Annotated in this window: 10 protein-coding genes; 5 read left to right on the top strand and 5 right to left on the bottom strand. The window is 34.2% G+C overall.

Annotation, left to right across the window (positions count from 1 at the left end):
- Positions 1-51 precede the first annotated feature (51 nt).
- Together OH814_RS07230 and OH814_RS07225 are read right to left on the bottom strand one after the other, a co-directional pair.
- Entirely contained in the window at positions 52-2,430 is a 2,379-nt protein-coding gene (locus tag OH814_RS07230) for a M1 family metallopeptidase (protein ID WP_308827714.1), read from the bottom strand.
- Between the two features lie 11 nt (positions 2,431-2,441).
- The gene (locus OH814_RS07225; RefSeq protein ID WP_308827713.1) at positions 2,442-2,813 is read right to left on the bottom strand and encodes a helix-turn-helix domain-containing protein; all 372 of its coding nucleotides are present in this window, start codon (positions 2,811-2,813) and stop codon (positions 2,442-2,444) included.
- An 86-nt stretch (positions 2,814-2,899) separates the two neighbouring features.
- Here OH814_RS07225 and OH814_RS07220 point away from each other — a divergent pair, with 86 nt between their 5' ends.
- The gene (locus OH814_RS07220; protein ID WP_308827712.1) at positions 2,900-4,285 is read left to right on the top strand and encodes an MFS transporter; all 1,386 of its coding nucleotides are present in this window, start codon (positions 2,900-2,902) and stop codon (positions 4,283-4,285) included.
- Here the strand turns inward: OH814_RS07220 and OH814_RS07215 are convergent.
- Entirely contained in the window at positions 4,265-4,843 is a 579-nt protein-coding gene (locus OH814_RS07215; RefSeq protein WP_308827711.1) for a HupE/UreJ family protein, read from the bottom strand. The two genes, OH814_RS07220 and OH814_RS07215, sit on opposite strands and share 21 nt — an antisense overlap.
- A gap of 148 nt (positions 4,844-4,991) precedes the next feature.
- Between OH814_RS07215 and OH814_RS07210 the strand changes: the two genes are divergently transcribed.
- On the top strand, positions 4,992-8,210 hold the full coding sequence (locus tag OH814_RS07210) for a S8 family peptidase (RefSeq protein ID WP_308827710.1): 3,219 nt from the start codon (positions 4,992-4,994) through the stop codon (positions 8,208-8,210).
- Between the two features lie 81 nt (positions 8,211-8,291).
- Positions 8,292-8,813, top strand: a complete 522-nt coding sequence (locus OH814_RS07205) for a DUF6702 family protein (RefSeq protein WP_308827709.1) — start codon at positions 8,292-8,294, stop codon at positions 8,811-8,813.
- A 6-nt stretch (positions 8,814-8,819) separates the two neighbouring features.
- Here OH814_RS07205 and OH814_RS07200 read toward each other — a convergent pair whose 3' ends face one another.
- Together OH814_RS07200 and radA are read right to left on the bottom strand one after the other, a co-directional pair.
- On the bottom strand, positions 8,820-9,413 hold the full coding sequence (locus tag OH814_RS07200; RefSeq protein WP_308827708.1) for an ACP phosphodiesterase: 594 nt from the start codon (positions 9,411-9,413) through the stop codon (positions 8,820-8,822).
- A 33-nt stretch (positions 9,414-9,446) separates the two neighbouring features.
- A complete protein-coding gene (radA, locus tag OH814_RS07195) occupies positions 9,447-10,799 on the bottom strand; it encodes a DNA repair protein RadA (protein WP_076557997.1) in 1,353 nt (450 codons plus the stop codon).
- A gap of 508 nt (positions 10,800-11,307) precedes the next feature.
- Here radA and OH814_RS07190 point away from each other — a divergent pair.
- Both OH814_RS07190 and OH814_RS07185 read left to right on the top strand, forming a co-directional pair.
- Positions 11,308-11,874 (top strand): YceI family protein, encoded by a 567-nt coding sequence (locus OH814_RS07190; protein WP_308827707.1) that lies wholly within the window; start codon positions 11,308-11,310, stop codon positions 11,872-11,874.
- Between the two features lie 206 nt (positions 11,875-12,080).
- Positions 12,081-13,688, top strand: a complete 1,608-nt coding sequence (locus tag OH814_RS07185) for a CTP synthase (RefSeq protein ID WP_308827706.1) — start codon at positions 12,081-12,083, stop codon at positions 13,686-13,688.
- Positions 13,689-13,766: the final 78 nt, after the last annotated feature.

The raw sequence follows: 13,766 nt of genomic DNA, 5'->3' as shown, positions 1-13,766 counted from the left end.
TCAATGCTATTAAAAAAATAGACTGTCTTTAAGAGACAGTCTATTTTTTTTTTACTTTTTCTTTCCTGCAGCCTGCATCGGATTAACCTTTCCATTGGCGCCTCCTCTTACTGTTCCGTTTTGTTTTTCTTTGAAAACCTGGAATTTTGAAGTTTCAGAACTTGTTCCGTCATTGCTCCAGAAATTGTTTGAAGTATCAATATCTGCCGTTTCTCTCATCGGATCTAGCTGAATTGATTTTAATTTTTTGTCAAAATAAAACGTCTTCGAAATTTTCTTTTCATTATGTCTCCAGATTTGAGCTGACGATTTATCTTTTAATTTTGAACCGTCTTCAAAGGTAAATTCCAAAATAACAGGCATTACCAAACCTCCTTTGTTTACAAAATCAATTTGATAGGCTGTGATATTTTTTAATTTATCCTGTTTTTTTTTATCCAAAGCTACACTAGCTTCAGTTTTGAAGCTGTATTCTTTTTTTGTATCTACTTTTTCCTGATCGCGGTCATAACGGTAGTAGAAATCTTGCAGATCTTTATCTTTTTCTACTTCAAATGCAATTGTTTTATCTTCTTTATTTCTGATTTTTGAAATATCCTCAAACTCATTCTGCAAAGGTTTTTCAACATTATATTTCGTTTCGTTAGCTTCTTTTACAGTATTGAAATCAGGATTTGCAATGGTCACTTTATCGATGGCAATATCTACCGGATCTGTTCCGTAAAACCATCCTCTCCAGAACCAGTCTAGATCTTCACCGCTTGCATCTTCCATTGTTCTGAAAAAATCTGCAGGTTCAGGATGTTTAAAAGCCCATCTTTTAGAATATGTTTTAAAAGCTTTGTCGAAAAGTTCTCTTCCCATAATCGTTTCCCGAAGAATATTCAATCCTGTTGCAGGTTTTGAATAAGCATTCGGACCAAACTGAATTATGTTTTCAGAATTACTCATGATGGGTTCCAGCTGATCTTTCGGAAGTTTCATATAATCAACAATCGTCCAGGCCGGGCCACGTTTTGAAGGGAATTTATTATCCCATTTTTCTTCCGTTAAATATTCTGTGAACGTATTTAAACCTTCATCCATCCAGCTCCATTGTCTTTCGTCTGAATTGATGATCATTGGGAAAAAGTTGTGTCCAACTTCATGAATAATCACACCGATCATTCCGTTTTTGGTACCTTCAGAATAGGTTCCGTCTTTTTCTGTTCTTCCAAAGTTGAAACAGATCATCGGATATTCCATTCCGTTGGAAGCTTCCACCGATTGAGCTACCGGATAAGGATAAGGAATAGTGAATTCTGAATACGTTTTAATTGTATGTGCAATAGCTTTTGTAGAATATTTTCTATATAAACCATAAGCTTCTTTTGGATAGAAACTCATCGCCATTACTTTATTATTGTTTTCAGGAATCGTAACGCCCATTGCATCCCAAACAAATTTTCTTGAAGAAGTCCATGCAAAATCTCTCACGTCTTTCGCTTCAAAAACCCAAGTTTTTCTCTGTTTTGAGTGATTTTTTTCTGCTTTTTTAGCTTCATCCAAAGTCACAATTTCTACAGGTTCGTTCGAAGTCTGAGACTTTTTATATCTTGATAATTGCTCTGATGATAAAACCTGATCGTAATTTTTACATTCTCCGGTTCCGCCAATAATGTGATCAGCCGGAACGTTCATCGAAACTTTATAATTTCCAAAAACTAAAGCAAATTCGCCTCTTCCTGTAAACTGATGATTTTGCCATCCCTGAAAATCACTGTATACACACATTCTCGGGAACCATTGCGTAATCGTATAAAGATCGTTTCCATCTTCTGCGAAATTTTCATAGCCGCCACGACCGCCCATTTGTATACGATTCGGAATATTGTAATTCCAGTCAACCTTAAAGATAAATTTTTCACCTTTTTTAAGAACTTTAGGCAAATCAATACGCATCATGGTTTTGTTGACGGTATATTTCAAAGGATTTCCTGAAGCATCGGTTACTTTTTCCAAATTAACGCCGTATCCATTATCTTTTGTAGGGATATCTGTAGTCTTTAACTGCTGATCATTTAAAGATTTCGGAAGAGTAGCAGAAAATTGGTAATCTGCTTTTTTGACTGTCGATTGTTGGTTCTCATCCAACTGTAACCAAATGTAATCTAAATCATCGGGTGAATTATTGTGGTAGGTAACCGTTTCAGAGCCTTTAAGATTTCTTTTATCTTCATCTAAATATGCGGTGATGTCGTAATCTGCCCTGTTTTGCCAATATGCCTGTCCCGGAGCTCCGGAAGCTGTTCTGTAAACATTAGGTGTGGGAAGAATGGTTCCCAGTTGCTCAAATCTGTTTCCGTGGTTGCTACCCGGATTGTTTTGAATATTTTGAGCAAAAGCACCGATATAAAATAGAACTGAAAGTGCAGCAACTTTAAATTTCATAGCTAATATTTTTAATTGTTTTCAGGAAAAGCTAACCACCAGTCTTCCATTGATTTTATAATAGGCAAAAAGGCAATCCCTTTTTCTGTTAATTTATATTCTACTCTCGGAGGAATTTCAGCATACGCAATTCTCAAAATAAGACCGTCATTTTCCAATTCTTTTAAAATCGTGGTTAATGTTCCCTGTGCTAAATTATCTAATTCCCGCTTCAGAACTCCGAATCTTTTTGGGCATTCATTAGCGATAATTTTTATCAGAGAAATCTTCCATTTTCCATTGATCATCTTCAAAGCGTGCTCTCCGTAGCAATTATTTGCCAGAAAAAGAAAATTTTCTGTACAGCTAACGGTTTCATTATCAGAATTAGTATTAAAATTCATACTGAGTATGTTTTTTTTACCTACTTGACAGCAGGATTTGAGGTTCTTACTTTTGAAGTCGTAAAGTTAAAATATTATCAATAAAAATGAGAAATTTTCAAGAGTTTAACAAATGGCTGAGTTTAATTGTCATTTCGATGTCGATTTTTTTATGTGTTCTGGATCTTTTCATTGTTAATATTGCAATACCATCCATCAAAAATTCTATCAACGCAAGTACCGCCGAAACGCAGTTTATAATCGTCTTTTATATTATCGGCTACGGTGCTTTTCTGATTACGGGAAGTAAAATAGGGAACAAATATGGGCACAAGAAAACCTTTATCGTTTCCATGTTCAGCTTTATGGTGTTTTCATTTTTTTGTGGAAATGCTACTTCTGCAACAGCATTGAATGTAAGTCGGCTTTTTCAGGGGATTTCGGCTGCTTTTATGGTTCCGCAAGGCGTTGCCTTAATATCGAATGTTTTTACAATTGAAGAAGAAAGAGTGAAAGCTTTAGGTATTTACGGTGCAATTGCAGGAATCGCCTCGGTTATAGGACAGGTTTTAGGAGGTGTAATTCCTGATCTTCATTTTAGTTTTGATGCGTGGCGACTTGTTTTCTTTATTAATATTCCAATTGCGCTTTTGGTCATTATTTTGGCTAATAAATATCTGAAAGAAGTTGAAATTAAAGGAAAAGAATCTATACAAATCTTTCCACAAATGATATTGATTATTCTCCTGATTGTTTTGATGTATGCAATTGTCATCAGTGGTGAAGAAGGTTGGAGGACAAATAATATTCTTTTACTGCTTTCATCTTTAACCGGTTTGATTCTTTTTGTTTTAAATCAAAAAAGGAAATTTAAAAAGGGAAAAGAGGTTTTGATCAATATGAAACCTTTTCTATATCCAAGTTTTAAAATTGCGCTTTTAGCAGCTGTAACTTATTATCTGGTTCAGGATTCTTATTTTTTCATCAATGCCAATTTTTTTGAAGAACATCATCATTTGAGCTCTACAAAAACAGGGTTATTGTTTGCCTGCCAAGGAATCGGTTATGTTTTAGCATCTTTATTATCCGTTAGATTTTTAAATAAATATCAGGAGAAATTTATTGTTTTCGGTTTAGTCATCATGGTTTTAGGACTTGTAGGACATATTTATGCAGTTAATACGCCAACCATAAATTTATCAATTATTTCTGTTGTTTTATTCTTTTACGGAATAGGATGCGGAATCGTTTTGCCATCTATGTTTACCAACGCAATGAGAAAATTACCTGTTTCAATTACTTCGCTTGCAACCGGAGTTTATTTGACAATACAGCAAATTTCTATAGGATTTGGGGTAAGTTTGGTGGGTGGGATTTATTTTAACCTTGATAATGGATATCTAATGGCAACCTGCGTAATGATTTTTTTATTATTGATTACGATAAGTATATTTTTAATTTCAGGTGTTAGATTAAAAAGGAATTCTCTCTAAAGTCATTTTTAAAGCTAATGCGAAAACTCCCGATGATACAAAAAGAATCCAGTCTTTTTTGTTGACTTTGAAAAGATTTAATAAAATAAAAAGCAATACTAAAATAGCAAAAACAATCACGATTTGCCCCGCTTCCAAACCAATATTAAAACCTAAAAGCGGAACAGCAATGCTTTGGCTTTTGGCAATCATAACTCTTGCGGTATTGGCAAATCCCAATCCGTGAATTAACCCAAAAAATAAGGCTAAATAATAATTGGTTTTATCCTGAGACTGTTTTTTATTTTTCATTAGAATATTTCCGGCAGCCGTCAAAACAATCGTCAACGGAATCAAAAATTCAACCCAATCTGAAGGAAGTCTTATCACATCGAGAATGCTTAAAGCTAATGTTACAGAATGCCCGATTGTAAATGCAGTTACCAGAATTAGAATTTTTTTCCATTCTTTGAAGGTGTAAACAGCAATTAAAGCTAATACAAAAAGCTGATGATCAAGTGCATCCAATGAAATTATATGTTCCCATCCGAGTTTTAAATAGAATAAAAAGTCGTGCATTTTAATTATGAGTTAATATTTTTAATTATTGTTATAAATAATGGTTTAATTATTTTTAATACAATAAAAAGGTTAAAATGTTAAAAATTAAATAATTATTTAAAGTTTTAGATAAAAATTGTATAATTGTTTTTTAAAACTACAATATATGAAACTAAAAAAATTATTTTCTACAAAAGTACATATTCCAAAAAAAGAAAACACAGTTCTTAGGAATGTTACTGTTGCTTTACTGGTATTTTTTTCTTGTACCTTTTTTGGACAAGTACAAAAGTTGGATTATCGATTTGATATTTTGCTACAAAACAGAGAAACGTTGTCAAAACAAGGACTTATTAAGGAACTAGAGCAACCCGAAATGAAACTGGACAAACATCTGGTTGTGACAGCAGCAGGAGCGCAAACGATGTATTCATGTATTATCTATACGAAAGCACCCGAAAAATTAAAAGCTGAAGGTATTCTAGTACAAAGTCAATTACCGAATTTTGCTACAGCATTAGTTACCATTGAAGATATTGAGAAACTTCTTCAACTTCCTTATGTGGAGTCTATTATGGCTCCTACTTTTGATGAGCTTCATAATGATGTAAGCAGAGCCCAATCGGGCGCAAGCCTTTTGCAGGATGGCGTTTTTAATAATACAGCATATGTAGGAAACGGAGTTTTGGTCGGAATTTATGATACCGGTATCGATTGGAAACATCCAGATTTTAGAGGAGTCACCGATCAAACGAAAAGTAGAATCTATTCTATTTGGGATCAGACTTTAACACCTCAAGGGACAGAAACATCACCAACAGGATTTTCCACAGGAGTGGAATATACTAAAGCTCAGATCGAAGATGAATTAGACGGATCTCCTGCTAACTTTGTTCGTGAAAATGACACAAATGGGCACGGAACACACGTTGCGGGGACTGCAGCAGGAAATGGGGCTGCATTTGGTGATAAAAGACATAAAGGTTTTGCTCCGAATGCTGATATTGTTTTTGTAAAAGGAGGAAACGGATCATTCCCAACTACAAATACCATCAATGCATTAACCTATTTTCAAAATGTTGCAACTGCATTAAATAAACCGATCGTTGTTAACATGAGTATAGGGGGGCAAGGATCGGCTCATGACGGTAGTGGTTCTCATGAAGTTGCCGTAGATAATTTTACATCTTCAGGTCCGGGTAGAGTTGTGGTGATTTCTGCGGGTAATGATTATGGCGGTAACATTCATAAAAAAATAGATATTGCTTCAAGTGCTACAGGAACTTATACTTTTACTGTGTCTAGTAATACTACTGCATCATCCATATTTTCATTTTTAATGTATGCAAATGATGATTCATCGGTAACAGCAATACTTACAACGCCAGATGGACAGCAATATACACAAAATATATCCTCTAATACTATCCATAATATATTGGGAGGAGGCTTCACAGCAACAATGTATAATTATTGGAGTAATAATAACAATAAAAGATATGTACAGATGATTATTAGTAGAGTAACAGGATCTACTAGCAATTGTCAGGGTACATACACGCTGGCAGTCACTAATAATGGAACGCAGCCTATTTCAGCTCACGGATGGCTCTACAGTGAAGGAGTTGCAACGACTTTGGTAGGTGGTAACAATGAATATATTGTAGGGTCTCCGGGAAATGCGACAAGTGCAATTACAGTTGCCTCTTATTTGGGAAGAGCAGCATATTATTCTACCGGTAATTATCGTACACCTGCTCCACAGGAATCGATTTCATCGTTCAGTTCTCAGGGGCCAAGGGTGGATGGTTTTCAAAAACCTGAAATAACGGCTTCTGGTGAAAATGTTATTTCTGCAAAATCGAGTAATTCTGCACCATCATCAACAAGTGTTATCGGTGGAACGACGTATTATTTAAAAAATCAAGGAACAAGTATGTCTGCGCCGGGTGTTGCAGGAGCTGTAGCATTATTGCTTCAGGCAAATCCTTCTTTAACAGCAGCTGAGGTAAAAAGTCGTCTTACTCTTAATGCAAGACAAGACGGGGCAACAGGAAGTGTTCCCAATGCACGATGGGGTGCGGGAAAATTAGATATTTATAAGGCTGTTACAGATGTGCTTAATTGTGTTGAATCTAATATGGAAATAGTTACTTATGATGAGCCTTTTATTAATCCCAGTCAAGAAAGTAATATATTTGATAATACCTTATTTGCCGTTCGTTTTACTCCCTCATTAACTGGGAAATTAGGAGGCTTTTCATTTCATACAGGCTCAACGGCAACCACGACTGATATAGCAGCTGATATTCAGGTGAGAAAAGTTAATGCGAATGGTGATCCAGGCGACATAATTGCCACTAAAACCGTGTCTTCTTGGATAAATAATGTTCAGAGATATACATGGAATTACATCGATTTGTCTGATTTAAATATTCAGGCAACAACAGGTAAAGATTTTTATATTATCATAAATGGTCTTGCTGGGAAAATATCTGTGAGAAATGAGTCAGTAGTCGTTGATGGCAGATCAAAAACTTCTACCGATGGCACAACTTGGACTTCTAGAACATTTGATCTAAAAATGAGAGCAACTATTTATGAAGATGTTGCTGAAGTTAAAAATTTAGCTACAACAAACCAGACTAAAATGTCTGCAGCTGCAAACGGATATAATTATTTTGCAAACAATTGCCAGCTTATTTCAAGAGTGGAAAAAGAAACAGCAAGTACAGTTGCAGGAAATGTTACTTCAAAAGTTTGGGTAGATAACTTACAACCAAATTATGTATCTAGAAGATATGAAATCAACTCTGACGCAAATACAGCTAATGCAACAGGGAAAGTGACTTTATATTTTAAACAGGCTGAATTTGATGCTTATAATTCGACGAATACAGTAAAGTTACCGACTTCCGGTGCTGATATGTCAAATAAAGCCAACCTGTTAATTGAAAAATATTCCGGGACGAGCAATACGGGTATCACATCATCTTATGGCAGTACACCCGTTATAATTATGCCTAATGTTACTGATATTGTATGGAATGATACCTATCAATATTGGGAAGTTACTTTTCAGGCAACAGGTCTAGGGGGATATTTTATAAGAACATCTTCTGCCTTCTTAGGAACTAATGAAATTAAGCCTGACTCTGGAGTTAATATTTATCCAAATCCTGCTAAAACATTTGTAACGGTAGATTTGGGCAAAAATTATAAAGCCAAAATAACTATCATAGATGCATCTGGAAGATTAGTTAAAACATTAGATATCAATTCTAAGGATAAGGTTAATGTATCTGGATTAGTGAAAGGAACTTATTTATTTGATATTACTTTGGATAATGATAAGAAAATTGTAAAGAAAATTATTAAAGAATAATAAATAAAATATAGAATATACAAAGTGGCAATGGTTTTTCATTGCCGCTTTTTTTTATATTTGTTTTTAAATATAATTACAATGTTTGTAGCTCTTAAAAAAATCTTTATCAGTTTTCTAATCTTATTTTTAGGGCTTACTTCCTTTGTTTTTGCAAAAGAATTTCACCCTTATCATGTAGGTTCGGTAGAAATCAATTACAATTCAAAATCAAAAACTTTTGAAATTACCGGAAGATTTTTCTTAGACGATTTAGAAAATGGACTTGCTAAAAAATACGGAAAGCCATTTCATTTTAATGATGCAAAATATAAAGCCCAAATCAATGAGGCTTTAAAAAATTACAGCGCTGAATATTTCAAGCTGAAAACAGACAATCAGTTTTTGAAAATCAATTACGTTGGTTATGAAGAAGACAGCGAATCTGTGAATATTTATCTTGAATCTGAAAAAGTAGAAAATCCTAAAAAAGTGGAAGCTGCGGTGAGTTTTCTGTATAATTTATTTGATGATCAAATCAACTTAGTTCATATCATCGTTAATGGAAACCGTAAAAGTGAAAAGCTGACGTATCCGAATAGATATTTATTTCAGCAGTTTTAATTAAAATTATTTTTGAAGTTGTAAAAGTGCGTTTTCAGCTTTTGCATGGGCTAAAAGATCAGGAAAAAAATCATCATAACATTTCTGCAAAGCATCTTTATTATCTAAAAAAGCCTGAAAAACCGGAATGTCTTTATCTAAATATTTCGCTTTATTCAAAACGTTCTGAATGCTGAATTTAATACCCCAATCTTCCCGGTAATTGTATAACCAATCGTCATGTTCCATTTTTGCAAGCATTTTTTTGAAATTTTCAGAAAGAAATTGCTCATTTTCATTCAACACTCTATAAACTCTCAACGAATGTTCTTTCCAGCCTTTTAAAGAATGTAAACTGAGATCTGTCGCCAGAAAATAATCCATCGAAACATCGACAAAAGCTCCCGCGTAAAGCCTTACAAGCGGACTAAAAACTTTTTTTGCTTCATGAATTGCGGGGTGCGAATCTGTAAATGTATCAATCGCACGATGCAAAGTAATCCCATCCTGAATATCCTTTGGAAAAGAATAGCGGTCTTTGTTTCGGATAAAATCTTCGAGAAACTGCCCGACAATTTGTCCGTCATTGAAAGTAAGAAAAGAGTGGGCGAGAAAGTTCATAGACGAATATAGAAATTTTTAAGCAAACTTGTTTCATGAAAATAATCGCTCATGAAAATCCTCAACTTTACTTACTTCTTCAATCTTAATTCCGAATTTTCTCTTTGGAATTTTATTTAAATTAGAAACAAAAATTTTCTCATAACCCAATTTTTCAGCTTCCGTAATTCTTTGTTCGACCTGCGCAATCGGACGAATTTCTCCACTCAAACCAATTTCACCAGCAAAACAGAAATGTTCAGAAATAGCAATATCTTCATTTGATGACAGAATAGATGCGACAACCGCTAAATCTAAAGCCGGATCGTCGGTTTTTATTCCGCCTGTAATATTTAAAAAGACATCTTTTGCACCCAATTGAAAACCTGCTCTTTTTTCAAGAACAGCTAACAACATATTAAGTCTTTTAGAATCAAAACCGGTACAACTTCTCTGCGGCGTTCCGTAGACAGCGGTACTTACCAAAGCCTGAATTTCCAACAGCATCGGTCGGTTTCCTTCTAAAGTTACTGCTACAGAATTGCCCGAAAGCTCTTCAAATTTTTTAGTAATTAAAATTTCAGAAGGGTTTTTAATTTCTTTTAATCCTTGCGAAACCATTTCGTAAATTCCGATCTCTGCAGTTGATCCGAAACGGTTTTTATTGGCTCTCAAAAGTCTGAAAAGATGGTTTCTATCACCATCGAAATTCAGAACAACATCGACCATGTGTTCCAAAACTTTCGGTCCTGCAATTTGTCCATCTTTTGTGATGTGCCCTACCAAAAATACGGGAACGTTGTTTTCTTTGGCATATTTAATAATTTCATTTGAACATTCTCTGATTTGGGAAACAGTTCCGGGCGAACTTTCGATCAACTGTGATTGTAATGTTTGAATAGAATCGATAATAACGAAATCCGGTTCCAGTTTTTTAGCTTCATGAAGTATTTTTTCTAAAGACGTTTCGGTATACAGAAAACAGTTCGGGTTTTTTACATCTGCCAAACGATCGGCTCTCATTTTGATCTGCGAAGCACTTTCTTCTCCTGAAACATAGAAGATTTTCTTTTTCATTTTCAACGCAAGCTGCAAAAGTAGAGTAGATTTACCAATTCCGGGTTCCCCACCGATTAAGGTAACAGATCCTAAGACAATTCCGCCTCCCAAGACACGGTTCAGTTCATCGGAAGGTGTTTTTATTCTCGGCTCTTCAACGGCTTCAACTTCAATGATGTTGATTACGTTTTGCTTTGATTTTGAAAAAGGCGGTGTTTTTGAAGACGTTTTTTCAACAATTTCTTCTACTAATGTGTTCCATTCGAGACAATTTTTACATTGCCCGGTCCATTGTGGGTATTGCGATCCGCAGTTTTGACAGAAGTATGCAGTTTTGAGTTTTGCCATACTGCGAAGTTCAAATTTTTTTTTGAATTTTTCTTTCTAATTTTAATTAATTTTCGGGTATGAAAAATATTTTATTAAAAAGTGCTGAGGTTATTGTTTTTATGTCTGTGATGAATTTTTTGTTAAGTGTCTTGACTCTAAATATTACAAATTTACCTGGAGGAAACTTTGGAATGTATCCTTTTCTTATACTGATAGAGTGTTTGGTCGTTTCAATTGTAGCTTTTTTAACTGTTTTAATATTCAAAAAGAGATATAATTCCATTTTGAAAATAGCAATTTTATTTCAAATAATTTATGTAATTAGTCTTATTTTGAGTGGCTTTAATCCTTTTAAGGTTGATTGTGTGGATAATATTTTCAGTTTATTGTTATATGTAAATTCGATTATTATTCTTCTAATAATTTTTCTTTATTCAAAAATAATCTCTTCAAAAAACAAGAAGTTATCATAGATCAATTATTTATAATGAAACTGTGATTATATTTGTTTTATAAATTTAAAAAAATGAAAAAAATACTATTAAGCTTTGTTTTTGCTTTGGTAAGCGCATTCACTTTTGCACAATCTACGTGGAGAGTAGATCCTGCACACTCATCAATTAATTTCAATATTAAACATATGGGAATAAGCTTTGTGCAGGGAAGGTTTGATAAGTTTCAGGGTGAGGTAGAAACTCCGGGTGCTAATTTAGATAATGCTAAGTTTGATTTTACTGTTTATCCGGAAACAATCAATACAGGCGTGGAAGCCAGAGATAAGCACTTAAAGAGTGCAGATTTTTTTGATGCAGAAAAGTTTCCTGAAATGAAATTTCAAGGTGCAGCTGTGTCACAAGGAAAAGATAAAAATTACATGTTAAAAGGTAAATTGACGATTAAGGGTGTTTCGAAAGAAATAAGTATCCCACTAACTTTTGGAGGTGTCACAAAAAACCAGCAAGGGAAAGAAGTTGCAGGTTTGCAGGCAAAATTTACTATAAATCGTTTAGATTATAATATTAAATATGATCCAGCGGGAGCAGGTATTGCAAAAGATGTTGAGGTTGTTTTATTTTTGGAAGTAGCGAAATAATAATTTTCATATATAATTTGGTTTAGGTGAAAGGTTTCTCAAGTTGTTTTGAGAAACCTTTTGTTGTTTGTTAGAGAGGATTTTAGCAAATGACTTTTACGGTTTTACTTATTTTTTCATCTAAAAAATGAATATTTCAAAATTTAAAACGTCAACAAAATTGCTTTGCTTTTCTTTTTCCCCTAACTTTGCACAAACCTAATCTAATGAGTAAAAAGAATACAAAGTACATCTTTGTGACAGGAGGTGTAACTTCATCTTTGGGAAAGGGAATCGTTTCTGCTTCTCTGGGACTTCTGCTAAAATCACGCGGCTTTAATGTAACCATCCAAAAACTTGATCCTTATATTAACATAGACCCAGGAACATTGAACCCTTATGAACACGGAGAATGCTATGTAACCGAAGATGGCGCAGAGACGGATCTGGATTTAGGACACTATGAGCGTTATCTTGATGCTCCTACTTCTCAAAACAACAACGTTACCACGGGAAAAATCTACCAAACTGTAATTGAAAAAGAAAGAAAAGGAGATTTCCTTGGAAAAACAGTGCAGGTAATTCCTCATATCACGAACGAAATCAAACGTAGAATTAAAATTCTTTCTAAACAGAATTACGATATCATTATTACTGAAATCGGTGGAACTGTGGGAGATATAGAATCTTTGCCTTACATTGAAACTGTACGTCAGCTAAAGTGGGAATTGGGTGAGAAAAATTCTATGGTCATTCACCTTACTTTGTTGCCATATTTGGCTTCAAGTGGAGAATTAAAAACAAAACCATCTCAGCATTCTGTTCGTCAATTGATGGAAAGCGGAATTATGGCAGATGTTTTAGTGTGCAGAACAGAGCACAATATTCCGAAAGATCAGAGAGCAAAACTGGCTCAATTTTGTAATGTTTCTTTAGATAATGTGATCGAATGTAAAGATTTGGAAACAATCTATGAAGTTCCAATGTATCTTCAAAAACAAAATTTCGATGATGTAGTTCTTAAAGAATTAGATCTTAAAAATGATAAAGAAGCAGATCTTAAAGACTGGAAAACGTTCCTTAAAAAATTCAAAAACCCTAAAAAAACAATAGAAATCGCTTTAGTAGGTAAATATGTTTCTTTACAGGATTCTTATATTTCTATTGCTGAAGCTTTCAAGCATGCAGGGGCAAGCCTTGAAACTGAAGTAAAAGTAAGATGGGTTTACAGTGGAGATATTACTGCTGAAAATATTAAAGAAACTTTACAAGGTGTTGACGGAATTCTTGTTGCTCCAGGTTTTGGTGACAGAGGAATTGAAGGTAAGGTTCTTACTGCTCAATATGCAAGAGAAAATAAAGTTCCAATGTTGGGGATTTGTTTAGGAATGCAGATTATGACGATTGAATTTGCGAGAAATGTTTTAGGACATTCAAAAGCTAACTCAATGGAATTTGATACATCTACCCCGGATCCTGTAATTTCAATTATGGAAGAGCAGAAAAATGTTGTGGATAAAGGAGGTACAATGCGTCTTGGTGCTTGGAAATGTTCATTGAAAAACGCTTCTAAGTTATATGATATCTACGGAACAAAAAATATTTCTGAAAGACACCGTCACCGTTATGAATTCAACAGTGACTATCTTCAGGAATTCGAGAAAAACGGCTTTTTAGCTACAGGTACAAACCCTGAAACTGGCTTGGTAGAAGCGCTTGAAATGACAGATCACCCGTTCTACGTTGGAGTACAGTATCACCCGGAATACAAGAGTACTGTTGCAACACCGCATCCTTTATTTAAAGCGTTCATTAAAGCATGTTCAGCTAAATAAAGTAATTCTAAAATTACAAACGTCATATATAAACTCAGACTGATTATTCTCAGCCTGAGTTTATTATATAGTAACACA

It is taken from the genome of Chryseobacterium sp. CFS15 (assembly GCF_031118795.1).
GTDB lineage: Bacteria > Bacteroidota > Bacteroidia > Flavobacteriales > Weeksellaceae > Chryseobacterium > Chryseobacterium indoltheticum.
Note: the sequence above shows the minus strand (reverse complement) of the source record. Positions and strands in the feature narration are given on the sequence as shown.